This is a genomic window from uncultured Dialister sp., assembly GCF_937959425.1.
Taxonomy (GTDB): domain Bacteria; phylum Bacillota; class Negativicutes; order Veillonellales; family Dialisteraceae; genus Dialister.
Window position 1 is genome coordinate 1 of sequence record NZ_CALGPS010000126.1, and the last position, 17,814, is coordinate 17,814.

At 52.4% G+C, this 17,814-nt stretch carries 13 protein-coding genes; 6 read left to right on the forward strand and 7 right to left on the reverse strand.

The genetic code is table 11. The features are described from left to right. Nucleotides 1-53: 53 nt before the first annotated feature. A complete protein-coding gene (locus Q0482_RS05575; RefSeq protein ID WP_299144449.1) occupies nt 54-1,028 on the forward strand; it encodes an MFS transporter in 975 nt (324 codons plus the stop codon). A gap of 68 nt (nt 1,029-1,096) precedes the next feature. On the opposite strand, the gene Q0482_RS05580 is transcribed toward Q0482_RS05575, so the two are convergent. Further along, nucleotides 1,097-1,684, reverse strand: coding sequence for a sulfatase-like hydrolase/transferase (locus tag Q0482_RS05580; RefSeq protein WP_366517988.1), 588 nt, complete (start codon nt 1,682-1,684; stop codon nt 1,097-1,099). On the opposite strand from Q0482_RS05580, the gene Q0482_RS05585 reads away from it, so the two are divergent. Then, nucleotides 1,683-2,621 carry an SAP domain-containing protein gene (locus Q0482_RS05585; RefSeq protein WP_299144455.1) on the forward strand — a complete coding sequence of 313 codons (939 nt, stop codon included), beginning with the start codon at nt 1,683-1,685 and terminating at the stop codon, nt 2,619-2,621. The two genes, Q0482_RS05580 and Q0482_RS05585, sit on opposite strands and share 2 nt — an antisense overlap. A 276-nt stretch (nt 2,622-2,897) precedes the next feature. Here the strand turns inward: Q0482_RS05585 and Q0482_RS05590 are convergent, their stop codons facing one another. Further along, nucleotides 2,898-4,262, reverse strand: a complete 1,365-nt coding sequence (locus Q0482_RS05590) for an ATP-binding protein (protein ID WP_299144420.1) — start codon at nt 4,260-4,262, stop codon at nt 2,898-2,900. Nucleotides 4,263-4,710: 448 nt separating this feature from the next. Here Q0482_RS05590 and Q0482_RS05595 point away from each other — a divergent pair, with 448 nt between their 5' ends. After that, complete coding sequence (locus Q0482_RS05595; protein WP_299144423.1) at nt 4,711-5,172, forward strand: methylated-DNA--[protein]-cysteine S-methyltransferase; 462 nt, start codon at nt 4,711-4,713, stop codon at nt 5,170-5,172. 57 nt (nt 5,173-5,229) lie between these two features. Here Q0482_RS05595 and Q0482_RS05600 read toward each other — a convergent pair whose 3' ends face one another. Together Q0482_RS05600 and Q0482_RS05605 are read right to left on the reverse strand one after the other, a co-directional pair. After that, nucleotides 5,230-5,811, reverse strand: coding sequence for a nitroreductase family protein (locus tag Q0482_RS05600; protein WP_299144427.1), 582 nt, complete (start codon nt 5,809-5,811; stop codon nt 5,230-5,232). Nucleotides 5,812-6,089: 278 nt separating this feature from the next. Further along, nucleotides 6,090-7,496: an SLC13 family permease gene (locus Q0482_RS05605; RefSeq protein ID WP_299144430.1), complete on the reverse strand. Its 1,407-nt coding sequence runs from the start codon at nt 7,494-7,496 to the stop codon at nt 6,090-6,092. A 515-nt stretch (nt 7,497-8,011) separates the two neighbouring features. Between Q0482_RS05605 and Q0482_RS05610 the strand changes: the two genes are divergently transcribed. After that, nucleotides 8,012-8,926, forward strand: coding sequence for a LysR family transcriptional regulator (locus Q0482_RS05610; protein ID WP_299144433.1), 915 nt, complete (start codon nt 8,012-8,014; stop codon nt 8,924-8,926). Nucleotides 8,927-9,267: 341 nt separating this feature from the next. Here the strand turns inward: Q0482_RS05610 and gyrB are convergent, their stop codons facing one another. Next, the gene (gene gyrB, locus Q0482_RS05615; protein ID WP_299144436.1) at nt 9,268-11,217 is read right to left on the reverse strand and encodes a DNA topoisomerase (ATP-hydrolyzing) subunit B; all 1,950 of its coding nucleotides are present in this window, start codon (nt 11,215-11,217) and stop codon (nt 9,268-9,270) included. Between the two features lie 669 nt (nt 11,218-11,886). On the opposite strand from gyrB, the gene Q0482_RS05620 reads away from it, so the two are divergent. Both Q0482_RS05620 and Q0482_RS05625 read left to right on the forward strand, forming a co-directional pair. Continuing rightward, complete coding sequence (locus Q0482_RS05620) at nt 11,887-12,795, forward strand: biosynthetic peptidoglycan transglycosylase (RefSeq protein ID WP_299144439.1); 909 nt, start codon at nt 11,887-11,889, stop codon at nt 12,793-12,795. A gap of 180 nt (nt 12,796-12,975) precedes the next feature. Further along, nucleotides 12,976-13,623 carry a hypothetical protein gene (locus Q0482_RS05625; protein ID WP_291056283.1) on the forward strand — a complete coding sequence of 216 codons (648 nt, stop codon included), beginning with the start codon at nt 12,976-12,978 and terminating at the stop codon, nt 13,621-13,623. Between the two features lie 408 nt (nt 13,624-14,031). Here Q0482_RS05625 and Q0482_RS05630 read toward each other — a convergent pair whose 3' ends face one another. Both Q0482_RS05630 and Q0482_RS05635 read right to left on the reverse strand, forming a co-directional pair. After that, complete coding sequence (locus Q0482_RS05630; RefSeq protein WP_299144442.1) at nt 14,032-15,657, reverse strand: ClC family H(+)/Cl(-) exchange transporter; 1,626 nt, start codon at nt 15,655-15,657, stop codon at nt 14,032-14,034. A 620-nt stretch (nt 15,658-16,277) separates the two neighbouring features. Continuing rightward, nucleotides 16,278-16,901, reverse strand: a complete 624-nt coding sequence (locus Q0482_RS05635) for a cyclodeaminase/cyclohydrolase family protein (RefSeq protein WP_299144445.1) — start codon at nt 16,899-16,901, stop codon at nt 16,278-16,280. Nucleotides 16,902-17,814: the final 913 nt, after the last annotated feature.

The window sequence follows — 17,814 nt, forward strand, 5'->3', positions numbered from 1 at the left end:
CCAATCGGCGCGCTTAGTTTTTGAAAAGCTGGTCTTGACAACGGGCCCACTATATTTTTGCCGGTACGTCCCTTGCACTCACGGGTTTTGTCACGAATTATTGGCTGATTTTTGCCTCGGTCACCGTCATGGGCATCGCGGCTGCGATTTTCCACCCCGAAGCCGCCCGCTGCGTCAACGGCGTCTCACAGGGCAACCGCGGCGAGGGCATGAGTATCTTCAGCGTCGGCGGCAACGGCGGCTTCGGCTTCGGTCCTCTGCTCGCCGTCTTCCTCGTCACGACTTTTGGCATGCACGGCCTTGCGTTCTACGGCATCAATGCCGTCATCATGAGTCTGGCTCTGCTGCTTGCGGCACCGCATCTGCGCCGCGCCATTGCCAAGAGCAAGGCAGAAGCCGCCAAAGCGGCAGCAGCTGAGGCCGTCAAAGAAGACAAACCCGCGGACGTTGCTGCGGAAAATGACTGGCATGCTTTTTTCCGCCTGTTCGTCGTCATCCTGTTCCGTGCGACCGTCTTCACGGGCATCTCGAGTTTCCTGCCGCTCTTCTGCATCCACGCACTGGGCACGAGCGAAGCCACGGGCTCTCTGACGCTTTCGATCGTCAGCATCATGGGCGTGCTCGCCACGCTTGTCGGGGGACGTTTCGCCGACCGTCACGGGTACCGCCGTACGCTTTGCCTCGGCAATCTCCTGCTCGTGCCGCTGCTCGCCGTCGTCGCTTTTTCCGGCAGCATCTACGCGGTCTACGCCATGCTCATCCCGCTGAGCTTTGCGATGCTGGCGCCGTTTTCCTCCTTCGTCGTTCTCGGTCAGGAATACCTCGCCAAGAATATCGGCTTCGCCTCGGGCGTCACGCTCGGCATCTCCATGAGCGTGGGCGGCATTGTCGCCCCCGTGCTCGGCCATTTCGCCGATACATTCGGCGTTGCTTCCGTCATGGCCCTGCTCGTTCTCATCGCTGCCCTGTGTGCCGGAGCCACGTTCCTGCTGCCGGCCAAGAAAGCAGCAAAAGCCCAGACAGAATAACCGCATCCATTTCATCATAAAAAGACCTGTCACACCGTTTTCCAGGTGCGGCAGGTCTTCTTTTTGTCTCAGAGCAGCAGGCTCTTTTCTTTTTCATACTGCGGTACGGTAATTTTCATGAGGTCCAGCAGCGTGTGGATCATTTCATCGCTCTGCCATGCATGACTTTTCGACCGCTCAATGCGGGCCGCATCCTCCGGATGGTGCGCACGGAATTTCGCCGAGGTCCAGATGACCATGGGAATGTCACGCTGCCAGGCGCTGCTCTCATCGCCATGACCGACGATTTCGCGCACGTCGTTGACTTCCTCGCCATGGTCCGACAGGAACATGACCACGGCATCCTGTTCCTCAAAGCGCTTGATGATTTCATTTACGATGTAATCATCGTAAAGCACGGCATTGTCGTGCTCAGCGCGGATGGTCCGTGAAGCTTCGTCATCCTTTGCACCGCCCGTCTCATCCGCCGCCGTGAACTTCGCAAACGCAGCCGGATCGCGCCGTTTAAAATCTTCATGTGCGCCCATCAGATGCACGACAAAGAAATCCGACTGTGCGTCATCGCTGCGCCCGTCGCCAGATATGGTCCCGCTCAGCGTTCTTGTAAAAAACGCGGTCCCTACAAAAAGAGGTTTGTACCCACATGAAATCTTGATGCTTGACTATGCCCACACGTTTTCTACCAGTTTCCGGAATAATCATTACCCGGGATTTTGGTATTATGAGTATTCGGTAGAGCATCCAGGTGCTGTGCTGAAATCGCTCGAAAAAAGAGGATTCATCCAGCCAGGGGATTTACAGTCTGCCATTCAAAATCTGACGGTGCCAATGATAAAAAAGGAACTAAAGACCATCGGCCAGAAGGTAAGCGGAAAGAAAGCTGAGCTAATCGACCGTTTATTAGAAAATGCATCGCTCGAAGACTTGGAGAAAAAATTCCCTGTGCGCTTTTATGAATTGACCGAATCCGGCCAACAGGAGCTTGCGGAAAACCAATATGTCCCCTATCTCCACCGCCATAAGTACATGTCCGTCTGGGAGATGAACGACCGTCTGAATCATCGAAATCCAAATCACGCAGGTTATCGTGACCTTATCTGGCAATTCTTTAATGAGGAATCACTCAAACATCTTAATAAAGGCGACATGGGCCTTTATCGCAATACCCGGCTTAATATGTATGAGTTTCTCTTCGAAGAAAAGAAATATGAACAAGCCTTCAATCTGTTATGCGAAGTAATCGCTTATGATCTGAGCGGCATGGGCAATGATGAATTCAGCGATGTTGGTGAAAAATTCCGATTACAACTCATGCTTGAACATGATTTTCCCTATAGTAAATCCGGGATAACACTGCCACCAGCTATAAAACGATGGCTCGCCAATCTGCAAGGACGTTTAGAACTATCGGATGATGATTTTCGCGAACAACTGCTGCATCAGTTCGAGTCCATCAGCTTATATCGACAGATTTTTACAAATGCAGAATGTGTCGACATTGTTATGGCCGAACTTAACGCTGATACAGATGTCTTGAATTCTATTTATTCTGAAGCGGAAAGCAGACTTCATACCCGTTTAAAATCAATATAAAAAATCAGGGCAGCCACCATCTAATTGGTAACCTGCCCTGATTTTTTGATGCGGTCCTCTTATTTCTACTTCTTCTTTATGGTTCATCCACTCACGCGTGGCTATTTTATACCATTTATAGTATATTTTTAATTGTTAACTACTACATATTGTATATTAGTAGTAAAATCGTAGTATATTTTTCCTTTTTAATAGCCGCAAAGCCCAATTCCATGCGGTTTGTTAAAAAATCAGAAAGTGTTGCCGTGGCAGATGAAGAGGATGTGGATTTTATTTTCATGATTCTGCATTGTCATGGGGTGTCTCCTTTCGGTGTGCAAGGAATCGTTTCAGGAGGAATGTGAGGAAGTAGGGAAAGGTATAAAACAACCCATTATATCCTATATTTAGATTTCCTACTTTGATTCCATAATGGATGTCCCCGTAGGACTTTCCGGTAATCATTTTATTCAGCGAGATGGCAGCGCCGCGGTTCGCTTTGACTTCCACCGGCACCAGGGAGTCTATGTCCCTTACCATGAAATCCATTTCTACGGTGGAGGTGCCATTTTTATAGAAGAACAGAGGGAACCCCTGCTTTTTCAGCATATCGCTGACCACATTTTCGTAGAGGGCGCCTTTGTAAATATTAAAGTTGCGGTTATACCTGAGGTCCTGCTGTGATTCTTCATCCAGTGAGCCAATCAGGAGACCGGGGTCTCCGAAATATAATTTATAATCAAAGGGATTATAATTGCCCTTTAATGGCAGTTCCGGCATTTCCAGATTGTAGCAGATATTTACAATGCCCGCATTGTCCAGCCAGTCGACGACGCCCACATAGTCCCGATTCCGGGCCCCCCGGGCTACTTTGGAAATCTGGAATTTCTTGTTTGATTTTCCCAGAAATACGGGGATGGACCGATACACATTCAGTATTTTTGCTTTATCCAGTCCGCCGGCATACTTGGTGATGTCCTCTTCGTAGTCCAAGAGAATCTGCTGCTGCATCTGCAGTATGCCGAAGTAATTGTTCTGCCGCATAAAGCGGGATACAATGGCAGGCATTCCGCCTACAATCATATATTCATGGAAGGCCTGAAGAAGGGCCTCCATCTGGGAGGCCGTCAGGGGCCGGACCTGAACCATACGCTCATATAACTCTTCAATCTGCTCCGGCTTATACCCTTTGGCCCACAGAAATTCCTCAAAGTCCAGGGAGTACATGACATAGTCCTGCTTATAGCCCACACTGTTTGATTCGATTTCCTGATAATTGATGCCCATGAGGGAACCGGAGCAGATGACATCATACCGGCCATCCATCTTAAAGGCTTTCAGACTGGCAGCTCCGTTGATACAGGCCTGGATTTCATCGAAGAAAATCAGCGTGTCGTGGGGAGTAATCTGTAAATCCGGATTGATAAAAGTGATATTCTTGATGATTTGGTCCACATCAAAGCCGTCATCAAAGATTGTCCGAAACTGCTTCTGCAGGATGAAATTGATTTCCACATAATGCTTATACCGGGTCTTTCCGAAATGGCGGATGGATTCCGTTTTCCCAATCTGACGGGCCCCTTTGATAATCAGCGGCAGATGGTCCGGGTCATTCTTCCATTGAATCAAAAGGTCTGACACCTTTCGCTTTAAAAGTTCCATATGCCCTCCTTCACATTTTTGCGAGCTTTATCACTTTTAAATTCACATTTTCCAGCTATATTTTACTCCATTTCACACATTTTTCAAATGTATATATGCGAAACACACACATTTTTCTTTGGATTGGGTATTTGAGGGGGCTGCCTCATTTCTTTGGACTGGATAGGAGCTTCCTGCCTGCGTCCGGCGCTTTCTTGAAAGCAGGTAGAAATGGTGCCTCAGGCCCGGGCTGTTTTGACTTGTCATTTTGCTCAAAAGGATTTTACTAAAACTCTTTTGAGTACAATAATAGCAGACAACAGGGGGTCCCTCTTGGACAAAGAGATTTGCACGGGCATAGGATAAAAGCCGCAGGATTTTTGTTTTTTCTTTCATGATATAATGAAATCATAAAGAAATGGAACTTTAAATGATATTTCACTCTGCGTGGAAAGAAAGGAAGAGGGCCATGAAGACTGCCGTGTATCATTCTCCCTTTGGAGATATGGAGCTTATCTATGAAGAGGATGCCGTGACGGCGCTGAAGATGGCGGATAAGGAAATCGCGGGAGAGGCGCCGGAGGGACTGGCGCTTAAGGCGTTTCGGCAGCTGGATGAATATTTCCAGGGGAAGCGGAAAACCTTTGACATTCCCTTAAGGACCCATGGCACCGTTTTCCAGGAAAAGGTGTGGGCGGCCCTTCGTGCCATTCCTTACGGAGAAGTGAGGAGCTACAAGGATGTGGCGGAGGCCATCGGCCATCCGAAGGCCTATCGGGCCGTAGGCATGGCAAACAACGCCAATCCCGTTTTCATCATCGTCCCCTGCCATCGTGTCATCGGCGCCGATGGCTCTCTCACCGGCTACGGCGGAGGCCTTCCCATGAAGAAGGCCCTGCTTGGTCTGGAGAAGAATCACCGGATTTCATAAAAAGCCTGCTCCTTTTCGGGGCAGGCTTTTATTATGAAATCGGGACTGAGGATTTCTTTATCGGTTGTAGGAAACGGGAATCCGGTCAGGACGGACGGCTCTTTCCCTGACGGGATTTGCAGGATACCCCACAATCAGGGAAGCCAGCGGTTCATAGCCCGAAGGAATGCCTACCGCATCTTTGACCTTTGTATTTCCCAAGAGCGATACGACGGTTGTATTGATGGCGCAGTTGGCAAGGCCGCAGTTTGTGGCTGCAAGGCACATGTTTTCGATGATAGACCCAATCATCCAGAAAAGGTTTTCATTTATGCGCTGCGCCATATTGGCATCCATGGATTCTATATGAAGCGGCGCACAGGGATCGCCTTCCCTGTACTTTTTCCCGGACATTACAATCCACACGGGAGCTCCATAAAGATAGGGTCTGGGCATGGCAGAACCAATGACCTTTTCTGCCGCTTCTTCCGCCATTTCCATGGCCTTTTTATTTGTAACTACTGTAATGTGGATCTTGTGCCGCTCCACAGGGCCCAGAAGGGCGGCATCCAGAATACTCCGGATATCCTCTTCGCTGGGCATTTTGTCTAAATAACGGCGGGTAGAAACTCGATTTTTTAAAACCTTTTCAAATTCCATGGTTTTCCTCCTGCCAATTCTTATGAAATAGTTCCGGCGGCTGTCAGCTGACGGGCACCGCTGCTTCCCCAGGCCGCGGCATGGGGTCTTGGCAATCATGCATCATAGGCCTTTACGGTTTCCATTATACGCTTCAATTTAATTTAGCCAAATATACTTTAGCTAAATTTTATTGAACTGTTGCATACTGAAAATCCGGGCATCCTGATTTTCCCCGTCCCGGGAAGCATGAAATTTCATAAATAAAAAGCCTGTCCCTTTGCGGGGCAGGCTTTTCATTACAGCTCACTGAAAAGTGGCACAAACTCCATGAATCCGGTACAGAGGAGGGTGGTCAGTACGACGGTAAGGAGGGAGAGTACTGTACCGTATCGGATCTGGGCGGAGGCGGAGAGGCCGTAGCCTATGGGGATGGCCCTGGTGGAAATGGGGAGGATGTAGGCGCAGTTGGCGGCGGCGATGGTTCCCAGAATGTAGGGGGTGGGGTTCAGGTTAAGGGATGTGGTAATGCCGATGACCACGGGAATGGAAATGGAGGCGGAGGCGGTGTTGCTGGAGATTTCCGACATGAAGCAGGCGAAGAGGCAGGCCATGGCCATGACAGGGAGGCCCGGGGAAAGATGGAGGCCGGCGATGAGAAGGGAAAGTTCCTTGATGGCGCCGGTTCCAATGACCAGTTTTCCCAGAGCCAGGCCGCTGGCAAAGAGGGCAATCATGCCCCACATGACATGGCTTTCCGCGTATTTCCAGGTGAGCATGGGTTCTCCTTTTTCATCTTTCAGGAAAAACATGAGCATGCCCAGGAAGAGGAATACATAGGCCGGTTTCATGGCCGGCAGGATGGATGCAAAGAGGGGACGGAGGAAGGCCAGCAGGGTGGCGGCAGTAAAGAGGACAAGGCCGATGATCTCGCCCCGTTTCATGGGGCCGAAGGAGGCGTACATGGAGCGGAAGTAGTCTCTGGTGCCGGGAAGTGATTTCATGGGGCAGGGCAGGAGAAGAAGGAAAAGGAGGTTCATAAGGAAAATAAGGATGAGAATGGGCAGGAAACGGATGACCCAGTCGAAGTACATGAATTCGTGGCCCGTCAATTTTTCCAGATAGGAAACGGCCACCAGGTTAGCGGAGGAGCCGATGGGGGAGCCGAAGCCGCCGATGCCGCTGCCCCAGCCGATGGCAAGGAGGATGGGGATGGCGGTCTGGCTTTTGCTGATGTCCTTTTCGCCGACGAAATGGAGCATGGCCACTGCAATGGGACAGAAAATGGCGGCCACCACCACATTGGGCAGGAAAACGGACAGGGCCGTGGAGGCCAGGAACCACACAAAAATCTGGCTCTTCATGGAGGTGCCGATGGAGCAGAGGGCTTTCACGGAAATCCGCTTGTCCAGGCCCGTGGTGGTCCAGGTGAGGCAGATGAGGTCGCTTCCCAGAAGGAGCACCGCAATTTCGGAGAAGTACTGGCTGATGACAGGATTCATGGGAATCAGGTTAAAGAGGGAGTTCACTATGATGGGGATAAAGGCGGTGACGTAAATGGAAACGGGCCGGAAAATCCACCACAGCGCCATCCACAGGGCGCAGGAAAGGGCCAGAGCGGCAGCGGGCTCGAAGGTGCCGGTTAAAAGAAAGGCCGCCACGCCAAAGGCCAGAGGGCCGCTTAAAAGTTCAAGATTCTGTTTCATGAAAACACCTCTTTGAGATAGTGTACTAGTGGGATAGTGAGACAGTGGGAAAGTGGGACAGCGGGGAAAGTGAGGCGGGTTGTCGGCTATCGGCTGTCTGCTGGGCGGTATTCCCGAACGTGGGGAGAGGTCAGACGGTCAGACGGCAGACTTCCCGCCGACCGGCATTTACCGACAGGTGCTTCTCTGGCGGCACTCACCAAGATTCTTCGCTTGCGCTCAGAATGACCGTGTCCGGCGGGAAGGTAATCCCGTAATGCTGACTTTATAATCATTGCTGCGAAGCGGCAATCCACAACCCTCAGCGGCCAAAGGCCGCTGTCAAACCTAAGAACCTTGAGAACCTTCGGCCCGAAGGGCCGTCAACCTTCCCTTTTGAACCCTCTGAACCTTCTGAACCCTCTGAACCCGGGCCGCGAAGCGGCCCTTTCCTTAATTATATCCATCAAAGATTACATTGAAAAACTGTTATTTCTTGTATACAATACAGATAAAATACAGTAATAGGAGGGGCCATGAATTTTTTATCCATGAAATATTTCCTCATGCTGGCACAGGAGAGGAGTTTTACCAGGGCGGCGGAGCGGCTGCATATTACCCAGCAGACCTTGTCTGCCCATATCGCTGCCCTGGAGAAGGAGACGGGGGCGAAGCTTTTTGTGCGCCATGTGCCGCTGGAGCTGACGGACAGCGGCTCCGTATTTCTTCGCTACGCCCGCCTGTTTGTCAGAAATGAGCTGGCTCTGAAGCGGGAGCTGTCTGATGTGTCGGGGCGCTTTGAGGGGATTCTCCGCATCGGTATCGCCCCTTCCCGGGGGCAGGTGATGCTGCCTTCTGTCATTGCCCGTTTCCAGGAGCGGTATCCCCGCTGCGGCATCCGACTTTTGGAAATGGCCAATGAGGATATATGGCAGGGGCTGAAGCGGGATGAAATCGACGTGGCCATGGCCAGGCTTCCGGGGGAGATGCCCGGCATTTCCCACAGGCCCTGGATGAGGGAGGAAATCGTCCTTCTTGTGGCGAAGTCCCTTACGGAAAGGCTGTGGGGGAAAGAGGGCCATTTCCTTTTTTCGGGAGAAGAAAGGAAGAAGGGGCTTCCCCTTCCCTTTTCGGACTGTCCTTTTCTTTTGAACAGTGAAAATGATATTGCCGGTGCCCTGGCAAGGCAGCTTTTCCGGCGGGCCGGCTTTGCGCCCCATGTGGCGGTGGAGTCGGAGAATATGGGTACCATGCTCCGCCTCTGCCTTCTGGGGAGAGGTGCCTATTTCTGCCCGGAAAATCTGGCAAGGGCCCTGCTTGCAAAGGATGATTGGGAAAAACTTCATGTCATGCATTTTGAGGAAGGGGCCTATGAACTTTCCTTCGGCTGGCAGACAGGAGCTCACCGCTGGCAGATGATAGAGAAGTGGATGGAAGAAGTTAGACGATAGAAGATAGAAGATAGAAGGAAGACGATAGAAGATAGATGATAGATGGAGTCATTGGCGGCGGGGAGGCGAAAGGAAGTCTACCGTTTTGCTGCTTCGGGCATAGTAAAAGGAGCTGTGAGGAAATGGGAATCATTTCTTCACAGCTCCTTTTGTTATGTAGATTTATGGGCTGACCGGTGGGGAAATAAGCACGTAACGTCTGACGCCGTAAGGCGGCATATAAAATCCATCGCCGTCAGGCGATACCGCAACCCTCGGCCCGAAGGGCCGTCAAACCTGAGAACCTTCCGGCCGCAAGGCCGGTCAAACCTGAAAACCCTATAAGGGCCGCTTCGCAGCCCTTACAAATCCAGGTTAGTGACTTCCTTGGCGTGTTCTTCGATGAAACGGCGGCGGGGTTCTACCTTGTCGCCCATGAGGATGGTGAAGAGGCGGTCTGCTTCGATGGCGTCGGTGAGTTCGACTTTCAGCATGACCCGCTGTTCCGGGTTCATGGTGGTGTCCCAGAGCTGCTCGGGATCCATTTCGCCAAGGCCTTTGTAACGCTGGATCACGCAGCCGTCGCGGCCGATTTCATCAAGCACTTTATTCTGTTCATCGTCGTCGTAGGTGTAGTATTTCTGCCGGCCTTTCCGGATCTGGTAGAGCGGCGGCTGGGCGATGTATACGTGGCCTTCGGTGATGAGGGGCTTCATGTAGCGGTAGAAGAAGGTGAGGAGGAGGGTGCGGATATGGGCACCGTCCACGTCGGCATCGGTCATGATGATGATTTTATAGTAGCGGAGTTTGGTGATGTCGAAGTCTTCGCCTACGCCGGTGCCGAAGGCGGTGATCATGGTGCGGATGGCGTCGGAGTTCAGCACTCTGTCCAGTCTTGCTTTTTCTACGTTCAGGATTTTGCCGCGAAGGGGCAGGATGGCCTGGTAGCGGCGGTCACGGCCGGATTTGGCGGAGCCGCCGGCGGAGTCCCCTTCGACGATGTAGATTTCTGTAAATTTCGGGTCTTTCTCTGTGCAGTCCGCCAGTTTGCCGGGAAGGCTGGAAACTTCCAGTGCATTCTTGCGGCGGGTGAGTTCACGGGCCCGGCGGGCGGCTTCCCTGGCCCGGCTGGCGGTGATGCCCTTTTCCACAATGGCCCTGGCTTCCTGGGGATGTTCTTCCAGGTAGGTCTTAAGGCCTTCGGAAACGATATTGTCTACAATGCTCTTCACTTCCAGATTTCCCAGCTTGGTCTTGGTCTGGCCTTCGAACTGGGGATTGGGAACCTTCACGGAAATGACGCAGGTAAGGCCTTCCCGTACGTCGTCGCCGGAGAGGTTGTCTTCATTCTGCTTCAGGATGCCGTTCTTTCTGGCGTAGTCATTGAGCACACGGGTAAGGGCGGTGCGGAAGCCTGCCAGGTGCATGCCCCCTTCCACGGTGTTGATGTCGTTGACGAAGGTGTACATGTTTTCGCTGTAGCCGGTCTGGTACTGCATGGCAATGTCCACGATGACCTTGTCCTTTTCCCCTTCAAAGGCGATGACGGCGGGATCCACCAGGTCCTTGCCTTCGTTCAGGAACTGGACAAATTCGGTAATGCCGCCGGCGTAGTGGAAGACGTCCTGATGGGTGGCGCCGTCCCGGTTATCGGTCAGGGTGATGGTGAGGCCCTTGTTCAGGAAGGCCAGTTCCCGCATGCGGATTTTCAGGGTTTCGTAGTCGAAGTCGATGCCTTCCTTGAAAATTTGGATATCCGGTTTGAAGGTGACGGAGGTGCCGGTTTCATCGGTGTCGCCGTAGGTACGCATATGCTCTGTCACGTCGCCCCGGGAAAGTTTCATTTCATGGAAATGGCCTTCTCTACGGACGGTGACCTTCATCCATTCGGACAGGGCGTTGACCACGGAAATACCTACGCCGTGGAGGCCGCCGGAAATGGGGTAGCCGTCGCCGCCGAATTTGCCGCCGGCGTGAAGGACGGTGAGCACCACTTCCATGGCGGGCTTGCCGGTTTCGTGCATGCCGGTGGGGATGCCGCGGCCGTTATCGGTGACGGTGCAGCTGCCGTCGTCGTTCAGGGTGACTTCGATGTGAGTGCAGTAGCCTGCCAGCGCTTCATCGATACTGTTATCCACGACTTCATACACCAGATGGTGCAGGCCCCGAGCGGAGGTGGAACCGATGTACATGCCCGGACGGAGGCGCACCGCTTCCAGTCCTTCCAGTACGCGTATATCCTTCGCGCCGTAATCGCTCTTGCCATTTTCCTCTGCATGGCGGGCCTGGATTTCATGAATTTCTTCAGACATAAAACACTCCTTGACAAAAAAATACAGGGGCCATTGAATCAGTTTCCTCAAATGGTCCGCTGCCATTTATATACATATTATTTTATACTATTATAGCATAAAATAAGGATTCCTGCAGGAAATGGGAGGGGGCTGTGAAATTGCGGGGGATAGGGCTGCGGGCTTACTGCCTGACAGGGAGCCTTGAGAAAATGGTCAATGGTAAACGAAAGGGTCGCTGCCCTGGGGGCGGAAAAACAAGCCAGCCGCGCCTGCGGCGCGCGGAAATATCCCCCTTTTTTGCTGCCTTCGGTACTACCTTTTTTAGGAGGGGAAGTCTACTCTATTCTTATCCTTCTGTACTCATACGCTATGGACAACATGGCGATGATTAGCCACCTGCGGCGGCTTTTCCCCCTTTGGTGCCTTACGGCACCACCTTCCCCCCGCTGAGCGGGGGGACAATAAAGCCTCTATAAGCAATGATCTCATAAGTATCGCAAGGCCCCTCCGGGGCGAAGCCCGGTTGTACCGTTTTCATTCCACGAAGTGGAATTACAAAACTCATCGCCCGAAAGGGCGATACCACCACCCTCTGAACCCTCTGAACCTTTTGAACCTTTTGCACTTTTGCAGATATGGTACAATAAAAAAATAGACAGATTCCGTTTTTTCAGAGAAAGGAACTCTATGAAAAAATTATTATTTATCCTTATTATACTGGGCTGTGCCGTTTACTGGGGCATGTCCCAGGGCGACGACCTGAGCCGGCAGGCGAAGGCGTCCCATGGCGGCGCCATTGTGTCCCATGAGGTCAAGCCGGCGAAGGAGGAAAAGGGCGTGGTGTCTGAAATCAAAGAGACTGTTGCTACCCTGATTTCCGGCATGTCCTCATCCCCCACGGCCCAGGGCACTGTGGAGAAGACGGAGAAGGCGGCTCCTTCTTCCGTAGTGAAGGAAAAGGCGGAGAGCGGAACGCTCCGCGAAAAATGGGACGACGTGGCCCATTTCAAAGAGGCCCTGGAGTCCCGGGTGCACAGGGAAAAATTCGTGCCCTATGACAAGATACCGGATCTTTTGAAAAAGGGCATTATCGCCACGGAAGACCGGCGGTACTATGACCACGGGGCAGTGGACGTCATCGGCGTGGCCCGGGCGCTGATTACGAACTCCATGGCCGGCGAAACCCTGGAGGGCGGAAGCACCATCGCCCAGCAGACGGTGAAGAACATTTTCCTTTCCAACGAACGAACCATGACAAGAAAGGCGGAGGAGCTGGCCCTGGCGGTGCAGCTGGAGCGGAATTACTCCAAGGAAGAAATCCTGGAGCTCTACCTGAACACCATTTATTTCGGCCACGGCGCCTATGGCGTAGGAGAAGCCAGCCGGGTGTACTTCGGAAAAGCGCCTAAAGACCTGGATCTCTCCCAGTGCGCCATGCTGGCAGGCCTGCCCCAGGCCCCATCGGCCTATGACCCCATCAGCCATCCTAAAGAGGGCGCCAAGCGTATGACCACTGTGCTGGCCCTTATGGCCCAGGAAGGCTACATTACGCCGGAGGAGGCGGCCAGGTCCGCCATGCATCTGTGGCTGAAATAACCGGCTCGGGACAGGGCACGGACCTTTGGTAAATTTCAAAAGATATAAGACAAAAAAGTTATGGAAGACAGGGCGGCAAAGGAAATGAAATTTCTTTACCGCCCTGTCTTTTCATCGTTTCCGGCGGCGAGTATAATAAAAGAATGCAAATCTGAAATCTTTTGACAGGAGAGAGTTTCTATGGAGTCTTTAACTTTCATCATTATCGCAGTCATCGTCACATCCATCGGGTTCCTCATCGGCTACCAGATGATCCGCCTCCAGAAAAATGTGGCTAAAATCGTGGACCAGATCATCGAACACCACAAGGGAGACCGGAGCTTTAGGGACCAGGAATTCGTCCATTACTTCAAAGCCGGCGGCAACATCTGGCTTTCCGCCATGGATGACAAGTTCAAGAAAATGCTGTCCATGCAGAAATACACCGCCATGGCAGCCATTGCGGTGGCTGTGGTGATTATCGCCCTTTCCATTGTGGAAAAGGTATATCCCCTGGCTGCCTATCCGGCACTCCTCATCCTTTTCCTGGGGAAGAACCTTCTGGACTTCAAGAGCGTAGCCTCCGACGATAAGACAAACAGCAGGAACGCTGTGGAATATTATAAAAAGGCCTATCCCGAAGACGGCAGTGCCAAAAACAGCAGCGAAGGAAAAACCGCCGACAAACTGGCAGGCTGGTTCCTCATCGCCAAGAGAACCGCCATCCGCACCGGCAAACTGGGCACCGGCACCAAGGCCGCTTCCTCCAATGAAGAAGTAAGACCTTCCCGGGCCATCAGGAGAGGAAGCCCCGGCCGCACCATCCAGAGACGGAGAGGCAGAAGATAAAAAAACGTAAAAAGAGGATAGAGGGTCTGGACCAGACTGCCGGACACCCTATCCTCTTTTTGTCACCATTGCTGCTCCGGCGTCACTTCGACGAAAGCAGAGCGGCGAAATCTCCTGTCTCAATGATATGAGCTGCAAGGAGGAAAGATTTGGGACTCGGGGGTCGGGACTCAATAGGGGAGAGACTGCGGGCAGCTCCAAACGCTGACACAGCAGCTGGCCCCGCAGCGCCGGCTTTATACTTATTGGCGCAAAGCGGCAATCCATAACCCTCGGGCCCCAAAAGGGCCCGTCAAACCTAAGAACCCTCCGGCCCGAAAGGCCGGTCAATCTTAAGAACCTTTTCAGCTTAAGCCAAAAAGGCCATGAAGAAATGATTCCCCATTTCTTCATGGCCTTTTACTATATCTACCTTTTTACCGACTCCCGGGGCACCTGCTCTTCACCCAGCCGCTTCAGCGTTTCTGCATTCTTGCTGGCGGTTAGGATATAGAGGAAATCCTCTGCCTGGAGGCGGATGTCCGGATCAGGGATTACGCTTTCACCGTGGCGCTTGAGATCGATGATGATGGTATTCTTGACCCGGGGCACGTCCCTTATTTTCTTCCCTTCCAGAATGGAGCCGCTGCCTACGGGCACTTCTACAATATTTCTTTCTTCCTCGCAGGTCTTGTCCGGCTTGGCGGCCAGGGACTTTTTGAGAAGGGCGTCGTAAATCGGTTCCCCCTTCAGGAGCTCTGCCGTAATGTAGGCCACGGCGCTTCCCAGGGCCAGGGCCATGAGGTGGCCGAAGTCGCCGGTCATTTCCAGGATGAGCAGGGTGCCGGTGATGGGGGAGCGCACGCTGGCGGCAAATAGGGATACCATGCCGATGATGATGATATTGGGAGCGAAAACATCGTTAATGAGGCCCAGGGCGGAAAGCACATTGGCCTCCACGCTGCCCAGCAGGGCGCCGATGACGAGCAGGGGCAGGAAGAAGCCGCCGGGGACGCCGCAGCCGTAGCTGATGAGGGTGAAAATATATTTCCCGAAAAGCAGAATCAGCAGGAAGGAAAGGCTGGTGTAGCGGCCGGCGGCCAGCTGGTCCACCAGCCCGTTTCCGCCGCCCAGTACCTGGGGCAGGAAGAAACCCAGAAGACAGGCGGAGAAGAGGGCAAAGAGGATTTTCACATACTGATTCTTAAAAACGGGGAGGTTGTAGAAAACGCCGGTGTGAAGAAGACCGTAGTTGAAAAGGATGCCTGCAAAGCCGGCGGAAATGGCAATGAGTACCACCAGTCCCAAATGGTCCGCAGGCATGGGCACCAGGTTGATGAAATGGAAACTGGTGCTGTTGCCGAAGAAGAAACGGGTGACAATGGTGGCGGTGATGGCGCTGGTCATGGTGGGAAGGAGTACGGCGCCGGAAAAATTGCGGTGCAGTTCTTCCAGAGCAAACATCATGCCTGCCAGAGGCGCATTGAAGGCGGCTGCCAGACCGGCGCTGGCGCCGCTGGTGATGAGGTACCGCTCCTCCATGCGGGTGCGGCCCAGAAAACGGGAAATCCCCTGGCCCGCCACGGCGCCGATCTGGATGGAAGGCCCCTCCCGTCCAAGGGAAAGGCCAGCACCGATACCCATGGCGCCGGCAATGATTTTCACCCAGAGAATGCGGAACCATTTCATTTTATAAAGACCAAGGATGACGCCCTTCACCTGGGGAATGCCGGAGCCGCCGGCCATGGGGGCATAGCGGCCCATGGCATAGAGAAGAAATCCCGTCACTGCCAGGGCGGCGGCCCAGAGGGCAAGGGGCAGGAAATTTTCCTTCGCCGTGGCAGGCAGCAGGAATGCGTTGTAGATAAAAATGCGGAAGGCCTCCGCCTCTCCCAGAAGGAAACGGAAAAGGCTGATACAGAGTCCGCCGAAAATACCTACAAATATGCCTTCAATAAACAGACGGAGGCGGAATTTGTGCCAGTTATCCAGGGCAACATAGGTCTCAAAGAGCTGCCGGTTCAGGGACTGGGAAGAATGGGATTCTTCTTTCATAGTGGCCTCCTTTGGAATAGTGAAATAGTGAAATAGTGGGACAGTGGGACAGTGGGACAGTGGGACAGTATGGCTGTCGGCTTACCGGGGACGATGGGTGGTATTCCCGAAAGAGGTCGTAGACGTCAGACAGTCAGACGTCAGACGTCCTGCCAGTCATCCTTGGCGAAAACGAAGGAACTCGGTACAAGACGTTAGGGAAGCGCTGATTAAATCGTTATCGGATTTCATTCTTGAATTTTTATTCAATGCAAGGAATAAGTCGACGCGAATAGCGAGCTATTTAAGGAGACTTATGACGAAGCATTGGATAAAAATTCATATGAAATTCGATTCTGCGAATTAATCAGTGCTTCCTTAGTGCCTCCTGTACTGATAAATACCAGTCGGTGGGAAGACATCAGACGGTCAGACTATCAGACGGCAGACGGCTGTATTGCCGAAAGCAGGAAGGGGGCATTTCCATCATGCCGCAGGCGGCATATATACTTATTGCCCGAAGGGCAATCCACAACCCTCAGCGGCGAAAGGCCGCTGTCAAACTTTAGAACCTTAAGAACCTTCGGCCCCAAGGGCCGTTAACCTTACCCTCTGAACCCGGGCTGCGAAGCGGCCCCCCCTTACAAATCCACCTGGTAGGTGAGTACTGCATCGATGGCGGACACCGCATTTTCCCAGGTGGTAATGGTGTCCTTCATTTCATGTTCATAGAATTCATCATCAATGTATTTCATATTGATTTTTACATTAATAATGGAAGCGTGAATGCAGGCGATAGCGCTCTGCGCAGCCATGATGGAATCGCTTATGGCGTTTTTATTTCCCTTCAGCAGCAGATTGGTAAAGCTGGGGAGAAGGTCGCTCATGGTCTGGGCCATCTGCTGGGGAACGGCAATGGCTCTTTTAAAGGCTTCCAGCTGCTTTTCCTGCCGCTCTTCCAGTGGAAGATTTCTGATGGACCGGAGGGTTTCCATGAGTTCCATGAAATTGGCGGCATCCTCATCCATGAGGTCCAGGAAAATGGAACGGGCCATATTGAATACAGCGGCATATTCCTTTGCCTTTTCATGGAACTGGGCATAGTTCTTATTGGATTCGGTGAGATGACATACCATCTCCGCCAGTGAGCAGGCCTGGGCGCCCAGGAGTCCTGCTGCCGCCCCGCCGCCGGGGGCCGGGGATCGGCTTCCCAGATCGTCCAGAAATTCATCAATCGTTCTTTCGCGGAAAGCTTTCTTTTCCATACACATGCACCTCGATTATCAGATTTCCCACAGGGCAGCACGCCCGGTGGTTTGCTTATTATTATACACGGAAATAAGGAAAGGATTTGCAAAAAGTTTCCTGCGGAAAAGTTTCCTGTTCCGGTGAATCGCAATGGCGTCATGCCGGACAAGAAACTGTGGGTGAAAAGTTTCCTATTGAGGTGAAGTACGATGGCGTCATGCCAGGACAGGAAACTGTATGCGAATAGTTTCCTATTGAGGTGGAAGACAATGGGGACAAGCCGGACAGGAAACTGTGGGTGAAAAGTTTCCTATTGAGGTGAAGTACGATGGAGCCAAGTCGGATGGGAAACTGTGGGCGAAAAGTTTCCTATTGAGGGGAAAGATGATGGCGTCATGCCGGATGAGGAACTGGGAGGGGGAAGTTTCCTATTGAGGTAAAAGGCGATGGCGTCATGCCGGACAGGAAACAGTAGGCGAATGGTTTCCTATTGAGATGAAGGGGAATGGTGCCATGCCGGACAGGAAACTATAGGCGAAAAGTTTCCTATTGAGGGGAAAAGCGATGGGTCATGCCAGGCGGGAAACTGGGAGGAGAAGTTTCCTATTGAGGTGAAAGGCGATGGCGTCATGCCGGACAGGAAACTGTACGCGAATAGTTTCCTATTGAGGTGAAGTACAATGGGGACATGCCGGACAGAAAACTATTCGCAAAAGGTTTCCTGTCCCGATGAAACACAATGGCGCCAAATCGGACAGGAAACTATTTGCAAAAAGTTTCCTGTTCTGATGAAAGGTAATGGTTCCATGCCGGACAGGAAACTATAGGCGAAAAGTTTCCTGTCCCGATGAAAAGCAATGGTGCCAAGTCGGATGGGAAACTATACGCAAAAAGTTTCCTGTCCCGATGAAAAGCAATGGTGCCATGCCG